We start from the raw sequence: 17,123 nt of genomic DNA on the forward strand, positions 1-17,123 counted from the left end.
ATAAACAATAATGACGTGCAGCAAAACGAGGTCACACTTTCATGGCGAATTTTTTCATCGATCGCCCCATTTTTGCCTGGGTGCTTGCCATCCTGTTGTGTCTGACAGGCGTCCTGGCGATTACTTCACTTCCCGTTGAGCAATACCCCGACCTGGCACCGCCGAACGTGCGCGTCACCGCAAACTATCCCGGCGCGTCGGCACAGACGCTGGAAAATACCGTGACGCAGGTTATCGAGCAGAACATGACGGGTCTGGATAACCTGATGTACATGTCCTCGCAAAGCAGCGCCACGGGACAGGCGACGGTTACCCTGAGCTTTAAGGCGGGCACCGACCCGGACGAAGCGGTGCAGCAGGTCCAAAACCAGCTGCAGTCGGCCATGCGCAAGCTGCCCCAGGCTGTGCAAAACCAGGGCGTGACCGTGCGTAAAACCGGCGATACCAACATATTGACCATCGCGTTTGTCTCGACAGATGGCTCGATGGATAAACAGGACATCGCGGACTACGTCGCCAGTAATATTCAGGATCCCATCAGCCGTATCAACGGCGTCGGGGATATCGACGCCTACGGCTCACAATACTCCATGCGTATCTGGCTCGATCCCAACAAGCTGAACAGCTACCAGATGACGGCAACCGACGTGACGGATGCCATTAAAGCCCAGAACGCCCAGATTGCCGTGGGGCAACTGGGGGGAACGCCTTCCGTTGATAAGCAAGCCCTGAACGCCACCATTAATTCACAATCCCTGCTGCAGACGCCGGACCAGTTCCGTAATATCACCCTGCGCGTGAATCAGGACGGGTCGGAAGTGCGTCTCGGCGATGTCGCCACGGTGGAAATGGGGGCGGAGAAATACGACTACCTGAGCCGCTTTAACGGCAATCAGGCCTCCGGTCTGGGGATTAAACTGGCCTCAGGCGCAAACGAAATGGCGACGGCAAAACTGGTGCTGGACCGTCTGGACGAGCTGTCGCAGTATTTCCCGCACGGGCTGGAGTACAAAGTCGCCTATGAAACCACCTCCTTCGTAAAAGCCTCTATTGAGGACGTGGTGAAGACTCTGCTGGAAGCCATCGCGCTGGTGTTCCTGGTCATGTACCTGTTCCTGCAAAACTTCCGCGCGACGCTGATCCCCACCATTGCCGTCCCCGTGGTGTTGCTGGGGACCTTTGCGGTGCTCTACGCCTTCGGGTTCAGCATTAATACCCTGACGATGTTTGCGATGGTGCTGGCAATCGGCCTTCTGGTGGATGATGCCATCGTGGTGGTTGAAAACGTCGAGCGCATCATGAGCGAAGAAGGGCTCTCTCCGCGCCAGGCGACGCGCAAGTCCATGGGGCAAATTCAGGGGGCGCTGGTCGGGATTGCGATGGTGCTGTCGGCCGTCTTTATCCCGATGGCCTTCTTTGGCGGCACCACCGGGGCGATTTACCGCCAGTTCTCGATCACCATCGTCTCGGCGATGGTGCTCTCCGTGCTGGTCGCGCTGATCCTCACCCCCGCGCTCTGTGCCACCATTCTGAAACCACTGCACAAAGGAGAGCATCACGGGCAGAAAGGGTTCTTCGGCTGGTTTAACCGCATGTTCAACCGCAACGCCGCGCGGTATGAATCTGCCGTTGGTCGCGTACTGCACCGCAGCCTGCGCTGGATGATGATTTACGTTGTGCTGCTGGGCGGCATGGTCTGGCTGTTCCTGCACCTGCCCACCTCGTTCCTGCCGATGGAAGACCGGGGGATGTTCACCACCTCGGTGCAGCTTCCGAGCGGCGCAACGCAGCAGCAGACGCTGAAAGTGGTGCAGAAAGTGGAACAGTACTTCTTCACCAAAGAGAAAGATAACGTTGTGTCGGTCTTCTCCACCGTCGGCTCCGGCCCGGGTGGAAACGGGCAGAACGTCGCCCGCATGTTTGTCCGCCTGAAGGACTGGGACGAGCGCGATACCCGGACGGGCACCTCGTTTGCCATCATTGAACGTGCGACAAAAGCCTTTGCGCACATCAAAGAGGCGCGCGTCTTTGCCAGCAGTCCGCCGGCGATAAGCGGGCTGGGCAGTTCCGCCGGGTTCGATATGGAGCTGCAGGATCACGCTGGTGCGGGCCACACGGCGTTGATGGCGGCACGCGATAAGCTGTTAGCGCTGGCAGGCAACGATCCTGGCCTGACCCGCGTTCGCCATAACGGCCTCGACGACAGCCCGCAGCTTCAGGTGGATATCGATCAGCGTAAGGCGCAGGCGCTGGGCGTCTCGATCAACGATATCAACGACACCCTGCAAACGGCGTGGGGGTCGAGCTATGTGAATGACTTTATGGATCGCGGCCGCGTGAAAAAAGTGTATGTCCAGTCCGCCGCGCCGTTCCGCATGCTGCCGGATGATATTAACCGCTGGTTTGTCAGAAATAATGCTGGCGGCATGGTGCCGTTCTCCGCCTTTGCCAGTTCGCACTGGGAGAGCGGATCGCCACGCCTGGAACGCTATAACGGCTATTCTGCGGTTGAAATCGTCGGGGAAGCCGCGCCGGGCGTCAGCACCGGTACCGCCATGGACACCATGGAAAAACTGGTGCAACAGCTGCCCGCCGGTTTTGGTCTCGAGTGGACGGCCATGTCTTACCAGGAGCGTCTCTCAGGGGCGCAGGCCCCCGCCCTTTACGCGCTCTCGCTGCTGGTGGTCTTCCTCTGCCTTGCCGCACTGTATGAGAGCTGGTCGGTCCCGTTCTCGGTCATGCTGGTCGTGCCCCTTGGGGTTATCGGTGCGCTACTCGCGACCTGGATGCGCGGCCTGGAGAACGATGTTTACTTCCAGGTGGGCCTGCTCACCGTCATTGGGCTATCGGCGAAAAACGCCATTCTGATCGTTGAGTTTGCCAACGAGATGAATGCCAAAGGCCACGAACTGATGGCCGCCACGCTGCACGCCTGCCGTCAGCGCCTGCGTCCGATCCTGATGACGTCGCTGGCGTTTATTTTTGGTGTGCTGCCGATGGCGACCAGCACCGGTGCAGGTTCCAGCAGCCAGCATGCCGTCGGCACGGGGGTGATGGGCGGCATGATTTCGGCCACCATCCTGGCCATTTACTTCGTTCCGCTGTTCTTTGTGCTGGTGCGTCGCCGCTTCCCGCTAAAGGAACGTCCTGAGTAAGTGGTTGAAATAAAAAAAGGCGGCTTTATCGGCCGCCTTTTTACTGTGTGATTAATTCACACTATGGTTATTTTACTTATTTTAGTGCTCTTGCAATTCTTACTGAATGTCATTTACGAAGCATGCCTTCGATAAAATCTTTCCAGTTCCCCAGTTCACGTTCAATCATAACAACCTCTCTTATTATTATGCGCATTCTACAAAAACGTACCATCATTGTGAAGACTATTTAACCAATTGCTGTGATTGTACCCCACGTCCTGCGGGGATTTATGATAAATATGAACGGAGAGCCCTCAATTTTTTGTGACGGCCAGCAATATTTTGAAATAACCCTACGAACGGGTGAGTTTTATTTTATTGGCTGAGTTTATTGGGTTTTTAAAGTTTATGGACATCTATGCTTAAATGATGAAAGAATATTCAGCGTACAGTTGTAAGTCGAATTAAGCAGGCGCATTAATCCAGACAATTCCTGAATGTGTTATATTCCACTTAAGGATATATCTTCGAATTTACTGAACATTTAATTATCAGAACATCAAAAGGATTCACCATGGTTGTGATGTACGGCATTAAAAATTGCGACACCATCAAAAAAGCCCGCCGCTGGCTGGACGCTAACAGCGTGGAGTACCGCTTCCACGATTACCGTGCCGATGGGCTCGATGCAGAATTTCTGCATAGCGCTATTCGCGAACTGGGCTGGGAAGCCCTGCTGAACACCCGCGGTACCACCTGGCGTAAACTGGACGACTCTCTGCGCGCCAGCATCAAAGATGCCGACAGCGCGGCAAAACTGATGCTCGAGATGCCGGCAATTATCAAACGCCCATTGCTCTGCGCGCCAGGGCAGCCTATGCTGCTGGGTTTCAGTGAAACCCTTTATTCCGACTTTTTTCGTTGAGGTGTAGTTTATGTCATGCCCGGTCATTGAGCTGACTCAGCAGCTTATTCGCCGTCCTTCCCTTAGCCCGGACGACGCAGGTTGTCAGGCTCTTATGATTGAACGCCTGCGCGCCATCGGTTTTACCGTTGAACGCATGGATTTTGGCGATACCCAGAACTTCTGGGCGTGGCGCGGACAGGGCGAAACGCTGGCCTTCGCCGGGCATACTGACGTCGTTCCCGCCGGTGACGCGGATCGCTGGATTAACCCGCCGTTTGAGCCGACCATTCGGGATGGCATGCTGTTTGGTCGCGGCGCGGCAGACATGAAAGGTTCTCTGGCGGCGATGGTCGTGGCGGCAGAGCGCTTTGTGGCGCAGCATCCGAACCACAAAAACCGCCTCGCGTTTTTGATCACCTCCGACGAAGAAGCCAGCGCGCACAACGGTACCGTGAAGGTTGTTGAAGCGCTGATGGCACGCAACGAGCGTCTCGACTACTGCCTGGTTGGTGAGCCGTCCAGCACCGAAGTGGTGGGTGACGTCGTCAAAAATGGACGCCGTGGCTCGCTGACCTGTAACCTGACCATTCACGGTGTACAGGGCCACGTCGCTTATCCGCATCTCGCCGATAACCCGGTCCACCGCGCCGCGCCAATGCTGAGCGAGCTGGTGGCGATTGAGTGGGATAAGGGTAACGAGTTCTTCCCGCCGACCAGCATGCAGATAGCAAACGTCAAGGCCGGGACCGGCAGCAATAACGTGATCCCGGGGGATTACTTCGTCCAGTTCAACTTCCGCTTCAGCACGGAACTGACCGATGAGATGATCAAGGCGCGCGTTATCGCCCTGCTGGAGAAATATCAGCTGCGCTACACCGTGGAGTGGTGGCTTTCCGGCCAGCCGTTCCTGACGCAGCGTGGCAAACTGGTGGATGCGGTGGTGAACGCCATCGAGCACTATAATGAAATTAAGCCACAGCTGCTGACAACGGGTGGCACCTCAGACGGACGCTTTATCGCCCGTATGGGTGCTCAGGTTGTCGAACTGGGGCCAGTGAACGCAACCATTCATAAAATAAATGAGTGTGTCAATGCGGCAGATTTACAACTGCTGGCCCGTATGTATCAACGTATTATGGAGCAAATCGTCGCCTGACGAACGCTCTGAGAGGAATAGCGAATGGATTGGCTTTCAAAGTACTGGTGGGTTCTGGTGTTGGTTTTTCTGGTCGGCGTACTGCTTAACGTGATTAAAGACCTTAAGCGCGTGGACCATAAAAAATTTCTCGCCAACAAACCGGATCTTCCCCCGCACCGTGATTTCAACGACAAGTGGGACGATGACGACGACTGGCCGAAGAAAGACCAGAAGAAGTAACCGGTCTGTATCCCCTCTCCTGTGGAGAGGGGATAACCTCACATAAACTCAACAATATCATCGTTATCCGGCTTACCGCCGCTGAGCGCTTCATCAAAGTAGTGCTTCGGTACGGTATAGCGTAAACGATCGAGCGCAAACTGCATGCTGCGGTCGTCAATGGCGTGGCCCAGATCGTCAACGATATCCAGCGTCACATCCCCACCTTCCCGAATCAGCGCTTCCTGGGCAGCAACCGCATGCGAGAGTTCAATCACCCGGTCTTCACCGCCGTGGATTAAGTGGATCGTGGTCTGCGTGGTTGCGCTTGTCGGTAACGTCGCAAAACGGCCGTTAAACGCGATCACCCGTGACACCAGACCTGGCTGCGCCTTTACGCTTTCCAGCGACATGATTGACCCCTGCGAGAAGCCAATCAGCGCGGTCGCATCGGCTCCTACGCCGCTCTGCTGCTGCCAGTAGCGGACGACCTCGATAAAGGTCGGCATGATGGCATCAATGCGCGCCTGACGGTTCTCTTCCGTCACGCCCTGAACCGAGAACCACTGGCGCCCGTTCGGGCCGCATGGCTCTACGCCACCAATGCTGACAATCAATGCCTCCGGAAAAACGGGCGCAAACCAGCTGCCAATCTGACCCATATTGACGGCATTATCGCCAACCCCATGAAACAGAAGCAGTAACTGTTTAGCCGGTTTGTCAGGGCTTTGAACAACAAAATGGTCATGTTTCATGGTGGTCTCCTTAATAGATGACCTGGATTCTACGCCTCCCGGCGGGAATGACCATGCCACTTTACTGAAGAAGTCATTGAAAAAATTGCCATTGCAAAATGGCTTCCTTCAACTGCTGGCAGCGGGGATAATCAAGACTTTCAAGCGCTTGCGCGGTTTCACTGCGCAGCTTGGCCAGCAACGCTTTTCGCCCGACCTCATCCGTTTTCCCTGCCATTTTCCCCCGCAGGGCCGGAAGCGGCATATCAACGGTGAGCAACAACCGCGTCAGCGCAGCAACCGAGGTTGAAAACGCGCGATGGGCAAAAGCAAACCCCGCCAGCTCCCGCCAGTCATCACTATTAAGGGTAGCTTCCCAGCCGTCGTCCACCGGGATCTTTTCACCGTTCCAGGCCGACAGGACGCGCATATCCCGGCACAAACGCTGATGTTCCTGCGCGCACAGCCGATGCCCTGCCTCGCTCAGCGGCAGCAGCGCCATCGCCGTGTAGCAGCCGCTGCTGGCTTCCCGATGGCTCCCCATCCGCACCAGCACAAACCCGCACCGCTGCCAGAAATGCCACAGCTCGTCGGTGTAGCCAAAACTCACCGACAGATAATCTTCCCCGCGGGCGCTACGGATAAGCCGTTGCCCGATGCCTTCCCGCTGGCGCAGGGGGTGAACCGCAATGCGGCTAACCCGTCGCCCTTTCAGCGTCGCCGCAAGCGGAGAGCCGCCGTGCGCCGCCAGGGACTGCGCCACGAGATTCCCGCGTGGACGCCGGTATCCTGCCCACACGGCGCGGCTAAGCTCAGGGGACAACCCGCCCTCTTCCACCAGCCAGAGCGCGCCTGCAATCTCTGCCTCCGTCCCGGCAACAGCAAAGTGCTGGCCGGGCGCGTCCATCATCCGGCGTAAATCGAGCGGTGAAGTACGGTAGTGTGCAGCACACAGCAGTTCATAAACGCTTGCCACGCGTGCCGGGTCGCTCTCCCACATCCGCGGCGCCAGCGGCGTTATACGCACGTCGCCTTCCGGTTTGCGGTCGATAAGCGCATCATCAAATAACAGAGCATTCGCCACGAACCGCTCAAGCGGACATCCGGCAGCCCAGCGAATGGGGGTCGATAAGGCATAATGCCGCAGTCCGCTGAAACGGGCGCAAAACTTCAGCAGGAACCCCCTGCCCGTCCCTTCATAGCCCTGAACCGTGGTGGTTAACACTACGCGCGGAAAGCGCGTGACCAGCTTCTCCAGCAGCGGGCCCGGGATGGCAGCCGCTTCATCGACAATCAGCCAGTCGGCCTGCAGCATGGAGGCCAGCAGCGCATCCGGGGCCATAAAGTGGAAATGCTCGCCCGCAAAGCGCGCGATGACATCCGTTGCCCCTTTAGCCGGTGCCGTGACCACCGCACGCCCCTGAATGCTACTGAGCAGCATCCCCGCCAGCGCTGACTTTCCGCGCCCGCGCGGTGCCGTTACGGCTGCGATGCCCGCAGGCATGGTCAGAAGCGCGTCGAGGATCTCCGCCTGCTCGCGCTGCGGTGCGCCGCTGGCAGGCTGCCAGGCGGGTAAATCCGGCGCAACGGGAACGGACAAGGGACGATGCTGTTGCCAGACAATCGCATCCGGATCGGCGGCAAGCGTCCGGCAGAAGTGGTGCACAAAGTGTGGAGTGGCGATCGGCTCCGCGCTGTCGCTCCAGCGCAAAGAATCGCTGTCTGGCCTGTCGGCCCAGTCAGCAAGCGGAGGGACCAGCAGTACCAGGAGGCTTCCGGCGCGCAGCGTCCCGCTGAGCGCGGCGAACGCTGAGACGTCAAACCCGGCGCGCGCGTCAAAGACAGCATGCCGATATTCGCGTCCCAGCAGTCCGCTGAGGGCTTTAGAGGGATTATCATCCAGCCACAGCCAGTCTCCCGGCAGGGTATTACGCAGGTCAGTCGCCTGACTCAACGTCCACTGCGCCTCGCCGCTGAGCACCACCAGCCGACGATGGCCGGTGCGCTCAAGCTCGCGTATCAGCTGATCAAACGCCAGCATTACATCGCTTTGCCGAAGGTATTACACTGCGCCGGATCGCCGCTGTCGAAACCGCGTTTAAACCAGCTGTAGCGCTGCTGTGAGGTACCGTGGGTGAAGCTGTCCGGCACGACGCGCCCCTGGCTCTGCTGCTGAAGACGGTCGTCACCGATCGCCTGAGCGGCATTCAGCGCCTCCTCAAGATCGCCGGATTCCAGCACGCCCTGCTGCTGCATGCTGTGGCCCCAGACGCCCGCGAAGCAGTCCGCCTGCAGCTCCATTTTGACGGACAAACGGTTCACTTCCGCCTGAGACGCATTTTGCTGCAGCTGGCGCACTTTTGGCTCAATCCCCAGCAGCTTTTGCACGTGATGGCCAACTTCATGCGCGATCACGTAGCCCTGGGCAAAATCGCCGTCAGCGCCAAGCTTGCGTTTCATGTCATCGTAAAAAGAGAGATCGATATAGACGGTGCCGTCCGCCGGGCAGTAGAACGGCCCCATCACGGACTGTCCGGTACCGCATCCGGTGCGGGTTGCGCCCCGGTACATCACCAGCTTCGGCTGCTGGTAGGTACGCCCCATTTTCTCGAAGAGCTGACCCCAGGTGTCTTCCGTTGTGGCGAGGATCACGGAGGTAAATTTGGCCGCTTCATCTTCATTCGGGCTGATGGAGCGCTGAGAATGCTGCTGCTGTTGCAGCGGCTGACCGGTCATTAACCCGGTGAGATCGACGCCGTAATACCCCGCGACCAGCACCACTATCAGCAGGATGATACCGCCCTTGCCGCTGGGTAAACGGAAGCCGGGTCCCCCCATGGAAGGACCGCCGCCGCCATCACTGCGTCTGTCTTCTACATTGTCACTTTCACGACGCCCTTGCCAGCGCATAACCACCTCGAACTATTCCATTTATAATAGCTATGATCGTAGGCGGTTAACGACAAGATTACCATAGGAAACAAAGGTAAGACGCCAAAGGATGCGAACATCCTTTGGCAAGTGAGGGAGTTAGTCGAGCTTAACGCCTAAACGGTGAGCAACCGCTTCGTAGGCTTCAATCAGGCCACCCAGGCTCTGACGGAAACGGTCTTTGTCCATTTTATCCAGGGTTTCTTTGTCCCACAGGCGGCTGCCGTCCGGAGAGAACTCATCGCCCAGCACCACTTCGCCTTTGAACAGACCAAACTCCAGCTTGAAGTCGACGAGGATCAGGCCCGCGTCATCAAACAATTTTTTCAGCACGTCGTTGGCTTTGTAGGTCAGCTCTTTCATGCGCGCCAGGTTCTCTTTGTTCACCCAGCCGAAGGTTTCGCAGTAGGAATCATTGACCATCGGGTCGTGCATGGCGTCGTTTTTCAGGAACAGATCGAACAGCGGTGGATTCAGTTCGATACCTTCTTCAATGCCCAGACGCTTCACCAGGGAGCCCGCCGCACGGTTACGAATAACGCACTCAACCGGAACCATATCCAGTTTTTTCACCAGACATTCCGTATCGGACAGCAACGATTCCATCTGAGTCGGGATACCCGCTTCGGCCAGTTTGGTCATAATGAAGTGGTTGAACTTGTTGTTCACCATGCCTTTACGATCGAACTGCTCAATGCGTGCGCCATCCCCTGCTGACGTATCATTGCGGAACTCGAGCACCAACAGATCCGGGTTTTCCGTGCTGTATACGGTCTTCGCTTTGCCACGATACAACTCAGCTTGCTTCTGCATCTTCATTACTCCTGGTGTGATGATTTGTGTTCAAAACTGGGGATATTATGCCACGCACACGTTTGCGTAGCACGAAAATAAAAAGGGCTGGATTCACCAGCCCTCGTATTTATTTGCTGAATGCTGCCTGGAAGACAGCGACCAGCGCATCGTTCTGCGACTGGGTCAGCGTGTGACCTTTTGGATCGATAAACTGCAGGCTACTGCGGTTATCAAGGTCACCGACCTGAATTTTGTAGTCACCGGAGGCAAGCTGAGGATCTTTTGCACCCAGTTCCTGCCATGCGCTGTCGGAGAGCGGCTTATAGGTTGCCGTTATGCTGCCGGTTGAGCGGGTGCTGTCAGTGACTTTCATGCCCACTTTTTCCAGCGTCGCAGGCAGACGCTGCCAGGTCTGGTTAAACGGTGCGCGCACCACCAGCATTGGCAGGCCAGTATCATCCGCGCCGCTCTGGACATCGAAGGTTACACCGTTGCGGCTCTGCGCGGCGTTGGCGGCATCGGTCGCGGTTTTATCCAGACCTGCGGCAATCACGTTCAGCATTTCGGTGCTGTAACGCTGCAGGGACGAGGCATCCGCAACCGGTTTACCCGCCTGCTCCAGGTTCAACAGCTTAACGTTGACCGCCTGCTGGTAACCCTGTGGTTTTACGGAGACTTGATAGCGACCGCGGTACTGCTGATCTTCATCCAGACGGTTCCATTCGATCCAGTCGGTGGTTAACGTCTGGCTGGCGTCATCGCGTTTATCGATGGTGTAGTTCTTCGACTGAATGACGCTGACAACCTGTGGCCACAGCGTGCTACCGCGCGCGCTCTCAACCATCAGAGACGCGGTATCACCGGTGAACTGGGTACGCGCCCCGTTCACCAGCGCCAGAGGCTGTGCTGGTGGACGAATATCAAGCGCTTTACCGACCAGGCCGCTGCCGTTGGTCACGGGAATATTATAATCGCCGTTCTGAATCGGCAGGATCATACCAGCCGGTGCGTGAAGTTCAGCAAGCGGGGTCGCATCCAGATAGGATTCATCACCGCTCACCTGGCGCTTGTAGCGCGAGTCTGAACTACAGGCAGCGAGCAGCATAACAAGCGAAACACTCGCAACCTTCGCCAGGCGCGACTTCTGTACTGAATAAGCCATCAAATCTCCCTAAACTCTACAGCAAACCGGCATGCTTCAGCGCTGCCCTGACGATATCACGACCATGGTCGGTAATCGGTGTCATTGGCAGACGCAGCGTGTCGGTTGCTACAAGCCCCAACTCCTTACATGCCCATTTCACTGGGATCGGATTGGGTTCGACAAATAATTTATTGTGCAGCGGCATCAGACGCTGATTGATGACACGCGCTTCATCAAAGTGACCGGCCGCGGCCAGTTTGCACATTTCAGCCATGTCGCGCGCCGCAACGTTTGCCGTTACGGAGATCACGCCATGACCACCGAGCTGCATAAAGTCCAGCGCGGTCGCATCATCACCGCTCAACAGGATAAAGTCGTCTGAAACCAGCTCTTTGATCTGATGAACGCGGCTTAAGTTCCCTGTCGCCTCTTTAATACCGATAATATTTTTTACTTCCGAGAGACGGCCAACGGTTTCCGGCAGCATATCGCAACCGGTACGGGACGGCACATTATACAGAATTTGTGGCAAGTCAGTATGTTCAGCGATGGCTTTGAAGTGCTGGAACAAACCTTCCTGAGTGGGACGGTTGTAGTAAGGGGTCACCGTCAGACAGCCGACAATGCCGCTGTCGTTAAAACGTTTAGTCAGGCTGATCGCTTCTGCGGTGGCATTCGCGCCTGTGCCCGCGATGACCGGAATACGTCCGTCAGCCAGTTCCAGGGTCAGCATAACCACATCGCCGTGCTCGTCGTGGCTCAGCGTTGCAGATTCACCGGTAGTCCCTACCGAAACGATCGCCGAGGTTCCATTGGCGACATGGTAATCAATCAGCTTCTTCATGCTAGACCGGCAGACGTTACCTTTTTCATCCATCGGTGTTACAAGCGCGACAATACTTCCCGTGAACATGAGCCATCCTCTGTGCGAACAAGAGTCTCAATGGTACGTTTGGAACTGTAATAAAAGCAAGCGACCTGAGGCCCTCAGGCGGTTGTATGCATGTTTTTTTTATGCTTTCCTTAGGAAGACTTAACCATGCAAAGGAAGAACAGGTTTGACAACCTCATCACAACATTACCTGGTTATCACTGCGCTGGGTGCCGACAGGCCGGGTATCGTGAACACCATCACCCGCCACGTAAGCAGCTGCGGCTGTAATATCGAAGACAGCCGTCTGGCCATGCTCGGCGAAGAGTTCACATTCATTATGTTGCTTTCCGGGACATGGAACGCCATCACGTTGATTGAATCGACCCTGCCGCTGAAAGGCGCCGAGCTGGACTTGCTGATCGTCATGAAGCGCACCACCGCGCGACCGCGTCCAGCTATGCCTTCTACCGTCTGGGTGCAGGTTGAAGTGCCTGATTCTCCGCATCTGATTGAGCGCTTCACCGCGCTGTTTGACAGCCATCAGATGAACATCGCCGAGCTCGTTTCCCGCACACAGCCGGGGGACGCAAGCACGGTTCCCACGCTCTTTATTCAAATTACCGCGCACAGTCCTGCATCACAGGATGCGTCAAATATCGAGCAAGCGTTCAAAGCCCTCTGTACAGAATTAAACGCGCAGGGCAGTATAAGCGTCGTCAATTATTCGCAGCACGAACAGGATGGAGTTGAGTAATGAATCCACTGAAAGCCGGTGACATCGCACCGAAATTTAGCTTACCGGATCAAGACGGCGAGCAAGTAAATTTGACCGACTTCCAGGGACAGCGTGTTCTGGTCTATTTCTACCCGAAAGCCATGACCCCCGGCTGCACCGTACAGGCCTGCGGCTTACGCGACAACATGGATGAGTTGAAGAAAGTCGGCGTGGAAGTGCTGGGTATCAGCACCGATAAACCAGAAAAGCTGTCACGATTTGCTGAAAAAGAGCTGCTGAACTTCACGCTGCTTTCTGATGAAGATCATCAGGTTTGCGAGCAGTTCGGCGTCTGGGGCGAGAAGACGTTTATGGGTAAAACCTACGACGGCATTCACCGCATCAGCTTCCTGATTGACGCTGACGGTAAAGTTGAACACGTGTTTGACGACTTCAAAACCAGCAACCACCACGACGTGGTGTTGAACTGGCTGAAAGAAAGTGCCTGAAAGTGAGTGTCGGGTGGCGGCTTCGCCTTACCCGACCTACAAGGATAAGTCGGCCGGGTAAGCGCAGCGCCACCCGGCAAAACCTACTTCTCTTCTACCGCCGGCACATCCGGCCACGCGTGGACGACCGCTTTAATCAGCGTTGCCAGCGGAATGGCGAAGAACACGCCCCAGAATCCCCACAGCCCGCCGAAAATCACCACCGATAAGATAATCACCAGCGGATGCAGGTTCACCGCTTCGGAGAACAGCACCGGTACCAGCAGGTTACCGTCCAGCCCCTGAATAATCAGGTACACCGCGAAGCAGCTCCAGAACTCGGTCCCCAGCCCAAACTGGAACAACGCCACGCCAACCACCGGAATGGTCACCACAAACGCGCCGATATACGGGATCAGGACCGATAACCCCACCAGCACCGCCAGCAGCAGCGAGTAGTTCAGGCCGAAAATCAGGAAGCCAATCCAGGTGGCGACCCCCACGACAATCATCTCCAGCACCTTGCCGCGAATGTAGTTGGTGATCTGCTGGTTCATCTCTTCCCAGACCTGCCCCGCCAGCCCGCGGTTGCGCGGCAGAATACGGCGCACGGCGTTAAGCATCTGGTCTTTATCTTTCACCAGGAAGAAGACCATCAGCGGCACCAGCACAAGGTAGACCGCCAGTGTCAGCAGTCCGACCAGGGACGCCAGCGAGTACTTCACCACCGAATCGCCCATCGTCATGATGCGGGCGCGCATGTTTTCGGCCATCGCGTCGATAATCCCGGCATCCATCAGCGCAGGATAACGGCGCGGTAGCGTGGCGGCGAAATCAGACAGTTTGTTCAACATGCCGGGCATATCGCGGATCAGGTTGATTCCCTGTTGCCAGGCAACCGGCATCACCACAAAGGCCATCAGCAGCAGGATGCCAACAAACAGCACCAGCACGATGCTGGTCGCCCAGCGGCGGGAACAGCCGATATGTTCCAGGCGCGCCGTGGGCCACTCCAGCAGGTACGCCAGCACAATCGCCACCAGCAGAGGGGCGAGCAGACCGCTAAAGAAGAACAGGATACCGAACCCGGCAACCAGAATAACCAACAAAGCAATGGCTTCCGGGTCGCTGAAGCGACGCCGGTACCACTGCATTAACATTTCGAGCATACAACCCTTCCCTGAATCGAATGGCGGGAGTGAGACGGTGAATTGTATCTAACTGTCACAAAAAAGACTTTCGCTTTTTGTATCCCGATCGCAATCCGCAAAAGCCTGATGAATGGGATTTTCTTCATGCTACAACACGGCTACACTCGCAGGGCAGCAGAGATGAACGATATGCCGGTTCATCGGTCAAATTAGCACATCCAACATACAGGACAGTGGTTATGTTCAGGCAATTGAGAAAAACACTGGTTGCAACACTGATTGCCGCGGTGACGGTCGGTCAGGTGTTGCCCGCTTTTGCTGACTCGTCCGATACATTGCCGGACATGGGCACCACAGCAGGAAGCACGCTCTCTATTGGGCAAGAGATGCAAATGGGGGATTACTATGTTCGCCAGCTGCGCGGCAGCGCCCCGCTGATTAACGACCCTTTGCTGGTACAGTACATAAACGGGTTGGGAATGCGTCTGGTGGCGCATGCCGATTCGGTCAGAACCCCCTTCCATTTCTATTTAATTAATAACGACGAAATCAACGCCTTCGCCTTCTTTGGCGGTAACGTGGTGCTGCATTCGGCGTTATTCCGTTACTCAGACAACGAAAGCCAGCTGGCCTCGGTGATGGCGCACGAAATTTCGCACGTCACGCAGCGTCACCTGGCGCGTGCGATGGAAGACCAGAAACGTAACGCTCCCCTTACCTGGGTGGGCGCACTGGGATCGATTCTGCTGGCGATGGCCAGCCCGCAGGCCGGGATGGCAGCGCTGACCGGTACGCTGGCAGGAACGCGCCAGGGGATGATCAGCTTTACCCAACAAAACGAGCAGGAAGCGGACCGCATCGGCATTCAGGTGTTACAGCGCTCAGGCTTTGATCCGCAGGCCATGCCGAGCTTCCTCGAAAAACTGCTCGATCAGGCGCGTTATTCTTCCCGTCCACCGGAAATTTTGCTCACGCACCCGCTGCCTGAAAGCCGTCTGTCGGACGCGCGTAACCGTGCCAACCAGATGCGCCCGGTCGTGGTCCAGTCTTCGCAGGATTTCTACATGGCGAAAGTGAGAACGCTGGGGATGTACAATTCCGGGCGTAACCAGCTCACCAGCGACCTGCTGGATACCCTGGCGAAAGGCAACGTGCGCGAGAAGAACGCCGCGCAGTATGGTCAGGCGCTCCAGGCGATGGAAGCCAGTAAATACGACGAGGCACGTAAGGCGCTGCAGCCGCTTCTGGCTGCCGACCCAAACAACCCGTGGTACCTCGATCTGTCGACGGATATCGATCTGGGGCAGAAGAAGCCTGCCGATGCGATTAACCGCCTGAAAGGGGCGAAAGACGTCCGTACCAACCCGGTGCTGCAGCTTAACCTGGCGAATGCTTACTTGCAGGGCGGCCAGCCGGGTGAAGCGGCGACCATTCTGAACCGCTACACCTTTAATAATAAAGACGATCAAAACGGCTGGGATCTGCTCGCTCAGGCGGAAGCCCAGCTCGGCAACCGCGATCAGGAGCTGGCGGCGCGCGCAGAAGGCTTTGCCCTGGTGGGGCGCCTCGATCAGGCCATTTCCGCACTCAGTAGCGCCAGCTCGCAGGTCAAACTCGGCAGCCTCCAGCAGGCCCGATACGACGCGCGTATCGATCAGCTTCGCGGCCTGCAGCAGCGCTTCAAGCCGTACGAGAAGATGTAATCAAGGAGAATTCACGTCATGACAGACGCCGTAAAAATTTACCACAACCCGCGCTGCTCCAAGAGCCGCGATACCCTGAGCCTGCTGAAGTCTAACGGCGTGGAGCCGGAGGTGGTGCTGTACCTCGACACCCCACCGGACGCGCAGACCCTCCGCCAGCTGCTGCATATGCTGGGCATGGGCAGTGCGCGAGATCTGATGCGCAAGAAAGAAGATCTGTATACGTCGCTTAACCTGGATGACAGCCGTCTCTCCGAGGCTCAGCTGATACAGGCGATGGTTGAAAATCCAAAGCTGATTGAGCGCCCGATTGTCGTGGCGAACGGCCAGGCGCGCATTGGACGCCCGCCGGAAGACGTGCTCGAGATCCTCTGATGGTTTCGCCCGGTGGCGCTGCGCTTACCGGGCCTACGGATGCCATATGTAGGCCAGGTAAGGCGCAGCCGCCACCCGGCACAACTATAGCTTCAGAATATCTTTCACAAACGGAATGGTCAGCTTGCGCTGGGCGGTAATGGAGGCGCGATCGAGCTGATCCAGCGTGTCAAACAGCGTACGCATTTCGCGATCCAGCCGCTTCAGCAGGAAACGGCCCACGTCTTCCGGCAGCTCAAAGCCGCGCTGCTTTGCGCGCAGCTGTAGCGCCTGAAGCTTATCTTCGTCCGACAGCGGCTGAAGCTTATAGATTTGGCCCCAGTCCAGGCGAGACGCCAGATCCGGCAGTCCCAGATTCAGCTGGCGAGGCGGACGATCGCCGGTGATCAGCAGCCGGGTTTTGCCCGATTCCAGAATGCGGTTGTAGAGGTTAAAGATCGCCATTTCCCACGGCTCATCCCCCGCCACGCATTCGATGTTATCGATGCAGACCAGGGAGAGATGTTCCATCCCCTCCAGCACGTCAGGGACAAACCAGGTTCGTTTATCCAGCGGCACATAGCCTACCGCATCACCGCGCGCAGAGAGCTCCGCGCAGGCGGCATGCAGCAGGTGGCTGCGCCCCGCGCCTTCGCGTGACCAGATATAGATGTATCCGCTGTGTTCCTGACGCAGCACGTTTTGCAGTGCAGCCAGTAAAGAGGGGTTATCACCCGGCCAGAAACTCGCAAACGTTTCGTCGTCAGGGAGATAGAGTGGCAGAGAGAGCTGTGCCGGTCCGTTCAGAAGTACCTCAACCAGATCTGACATAA

General features: G+C 56.8%; 17 protein-coding genes. 8 read left to right on the forward strand and 9 right to left on the reverse strand.

Going from position 1 to position 17,123, the window contains the following annotated elements:
- Positions 1–41: 41 nt before the first annotated feature.
- Positions 42–3,155, forward strand: coding sequence for a multidrug efflux RND transporter permease AcrD (gene acrD, locus LJA86_RS12175; protein WP_229226220.1), 3,114 nt, complete (start codon positions 42–44; stop codon positions 3,153–3,155).
- A 109-nt stretch (positions 3,156–3,264) separates the two neighbouring features.
- Here the strand turns inward: acrD and ypfM are convergent, their stop codons facing one another.
- On the reverse strand, positions 3,265–3,324 hold the full coding sequence (gene ypfM, locus LJA86_RS12180; protein WP_015572204.1) for a protein YpfM: 60 nt from the start codon (positions 3,322–3,324) through the stop codon (positions 3,265–3,267).
- Positions 3,325–3,711: 387 nt separating this feature from the next.
- Between ypfM and LJA86_RS12185 the strand changes: the two genes are divergently transcribed.
- From LJA86_RS12185 to LJA86_RS12195, 3 genes are read left to right on the forward strand one after another with little or no spacing between them, the layout of a single operon-like run.
- A complete protein-coding gene (locus LJA86_RS12185; protein ID WP_023294259.1) occupies positions 3,712–4,062 on the forward strand; it encodes an ArsC family reductase in 351 nt (116 codons plus the stop codon).
- 10 nt (positions 4,063–4,072) lie between these two features.
- Positions 4,073–5,200, forward strand: a complete 1,128-nt coding sequence (gene dapE, locus LJA86_RS12190) for a succinyl-diaminopimelate desuccinylase (RefSeq protein ID WP_023294260.1) — start codon at positions 4,073–4,075, stop codon at positions 5,198–5,200.
- A gap of 24 nt (positions 5,201–5,224) precedes the next feature.
- Positions 5,225–5,422: a YpfN family protein gene (locus LJA86_RS12195; RefSeq protein ID WP_008501627.1), complete on the forward strand. Its 198-nt coding sequence runs from the start codon at positions 5,225–5,227 to the stop codon at positions 5,420–5,422.
- Between the two features lie 38 nt (positions 5,423–5,460).
- Here LJA86_RS12195 and ypfH read toward each other — a convergent pair whose 3' ends face one another.
- The 6 genes from ypfH to dapA all read right to left on the reverse strand — a co-directional run bounded on the left by ypfH (position 5,461) and on the right by dapA (position 11,918).
- Complete coding sequence (gene ypfH / locus LJA86_RS12200; protein WP_048029615.1) at positions 5,461–6,156, reverse strand: esterase; 696 nt, start codon at positions 6,154–6,156, stop codon at positions 5,461–5,463.
- A gap of 73 nt (positions 6,157–6,229) precedes the next feature.
- Entirely contained in the window at positions 6,230–8,176 is a 1,947-nt protein-coding gene (locus tag LJA86_RS12205) for a tRNA(Met) cytidine acetyltransferase TmcA (protein ID WP_229226221.1), read from the reverse strand.
- Positions 8,176–9,045, reverse strand: coding sequence for a neutral zinc metallopeptidase (locus LJA86_RS12210; protein ID WP_028016137.1), 870 nt, complete (start codon positions 9,043–9,045; stop codon positions 8,176–8,178). Before LJA86_RS12210 ends, LJA86_RS12205 begins: the two co-directional genes overlap by 1 nt.
- A gap of 120 nt (positions 9,046–9,165) precedes the next feature.
- Positions 9,166–9,879 (reverse strand): phosphoribosylaminoimidazolesuccinocarboxamide synthase, encoded by a 714-nt coding sequence (gene purC / locus LJA86_RS12215; RefSeq protein WP_229226222.1) that lies wholly within the window; start codon positions 9,877–9,879, stop codon positions 9,166–9,168.
- A gap of 109 nt (positions 9,880–9,988) precedes the next feature.
- Complete coding sequence (bamC, locus tag LJA86_RS12220) at positions 9,989–11,023, reverse strand: outer membrane protein assembly factor BamC (protein ID WP_028016136.1); 1,035 nt, start codon at positions 11,021–11,023, stop codon at positions 9,989–9,991.
- Between the two features lie 16 nt (positions 11,024–11,039).
- Complete coding sequence (dapA, locus tag LJA86_RS12225) at positions 11,040–11,918, reverse strand: 4-hydroxy-tetrahydrodipicolinate synthase (protein ID WP_008501633.1); 879 nt, start codon at positions 11,916–11,918, stop codon at positions 11,040–11,042.
- Between the two features lie 145 nt (positions 11,919–12,063).
- Between dapA and LJA86_RS12230 the strand changes: the two genes are divergently transcribed.
- Both LJA86_RS12230 and bcp read left to right on the forward strand, forming a co-directional pair.
- Positions 12,064–12,633: a glycine cleavage system transcriptional repressor gene (locus LJA86_RS12230; protein ID WP_023325845.1), complete on the forward strand. Its 570-nt coding sequence runs from the start codon at positions 12,064–12,066 to the stop codon at positions 12,631–12,633.
- Positions 12,633–13,103, forward strand: a complete 471-nt coding sequence (bcp, locus tag LJA86_RS12235) for a thioredoxin-dependent thiol peroxidase (protein ID WP_008501635.1) — start codon at positions 12,633–12,635, stop codon at positions 13,101–13,103. Before LJA86_RS12230 ends, bcp begins: the two co-directional genes overlap by 1 nt.
- An 83-nt stretch (positions 13,104–13,186) precedes the next feature.
- On the opposite strand, the gene LJA86_RS12240 is transcribed toward bcp, so the two are convergent.
- Entirely contained in the window at positions 13,187–14,251 is a 1,065-nt protein-coding gene (locus LJA86_RS12240; RefSeq protein WP_033146172.1) for an AI-2E family transporter, read from the reverse strand.
- Between the two features lie 221 nt (positions 14,252–14,472).
- On the opposite strand from LJA86_RS12240, the gene bepA reads away from it, so the two are divergent.
- Both bepA and arsC read left to right on the forward strand, forming a co-directional pair.
- Positions 14,473–15,936 (forward strand): beta-barrel assembly-enhancing protease, encoded by a 1,464-nt coding sequence (gene bepA / locus LJA86_RS12245; RefSeq protein ID WP_045908582.1) that lies wholly within the window; start codon positions 14,473–14,475, stop codon positions 15,934–15,936.
- Positions 15,937–15,954: 18 nt separating this feature from the next.
- Positions 15,955–16,311 carry an arsenate reductase (glutaredoxin) gene (gene arsC / locus LJA86_RS12250; RefSeq protein WP_032675303.1) on the forward strand — a complete coding sequence of 119 codons (357 nt, stop codon included), beginning with the start codon at positions 15,955–15,957 and terminating at the stop codon, positions 16,309–16,311.
- Between the two features lie 84 nt (positions 16,312–16,395).
- Here arsC and LJA86_RS12255 read toward each other — a convergent pair whose 3' ends face one another.
- Complete coding sequence (locus LJA86_RS12255; protein WP_213014348.1) at positions 16,396–17,097, reverse strand: DnaA inactivator Hda; 702 nt, start codon at positions 17,095–17,097, stop codon at positions 16,396–16,398.
- Positions 17,098–17,123: the final 26 nt, after the last annotated feature.

This window comes from Enterobacter sp. TCD1-1, assembly GCF_020567405.1.
Taxonomy (GTDB): Bacteria; Pseudomonadota; Gammaproteobacteria; order Enterobacterales; family Enterobacteriaceae; genus Enterobacter; species Enterobacter quasiroggenkampii.

What these genes read in the sequence shown, in the direction of transcription:
- LJA86_RS12240 (WP_033146172.1), bottom strand. Translation starts at nt 14,251, where the DNA reads ATGCTCGAAATGTTAATGCAGTGGTACCGGCGTCGCTTCAGCGACCCG.
- arsC (WP_032675303.1), top strand. Translation starts at nt 15,955, where the DNA reads ATGACAGACGCCGTAAAAATTTACCACAACCCGCGCTGCTCCAAGAGC.
- dapA (WP_008501633.1), bottom strand. Translation starts at nt 11,918, where the DNA reads ATGTTCACGGGAAGTATTGTCGCGCTTGTAACACCGATGGATGAAAAA.
- LJA86_RS12185 (WP_023294259.1), top strand. Translation starts at nt 3,712, where the DNA reads ATGGTTGTGATGTACGGCATTAAAAATTGCGACACCATCAAAAAAGCC.
- LJA86_RS12210 (WP_028016137.1), bottom strand. Translation starts at nt 9,045, where the DNA reads ATGCGCTGGCAAGGGCGTCGTGAAAGTGACAATGTAGAAGACAGACGC.
- dapE (WP_023294260.1), top strand. Translation starts at nt 4,073, where the DNA reads ATGTCATGCCCGGTCATTGAGCTGACTCAGCAGCTTATTCGCCGTCCT.
- bcp (WP_008501635.1), top strand. Translation starts at nt 12,633, where the DNA reads ATGAATCCACTGAAAGCCGGTGACATCGCACCGAAATTTAGCTTACCG.
- purC (WP_229226222.1), bottom strand. Translation starts at nt 9,879, where the DNA reads ATGCAGAAGCAAGCTGAGTTGTATCGTGGCAAAGCGAAGACCGTATAC.
- bepA (WP_045908582.1), top strand. Translation starts at nt 14,473, where the DNA reads ATGTTCAGGCAATTGAGAAAAACACTGGTTGCAACACTGATTGCCGCG.
- acrD (WP_229226220.1), top strand. Translation starts at nt 42, where the DNA reads ATGGCGAATTTTTTCATCGATCGCCCCATTTTTGCCTGGGTGCTTGCC.
- LJA86_RS12195 (WP_008501627.1), top strand. Translation starts at nt 5,225, where the DNA reads ATGGATTGGCTTTCAAAGTACTGGTGGGTTCTGGTGTTGGTTTTTCTG.
- ypfH (WP_048029615.1), bottom strand. Translation starts at nt 6,156, where the DNA reads ATGAAACATGACCATTTTGTTGTTCAAAGCCCTGACAAACCGGCTAAA.
- bamC (WP_028016136.1), bottom strand. Translation starts at nt 11,023, where the DNA reads ATGGCTTATTCAGTACAGAAGTCGCGCCTGGCGAAGGTTGCGAGTGTT.
- LJA86_RS12205 (WP_229226221.1), bottom strand. Translation starts at nt 8,176, where the DNA reads ATGCTGGCGTTTGATCAGCTGATACGCGAGCTTGAGCGCACCGGCCAT.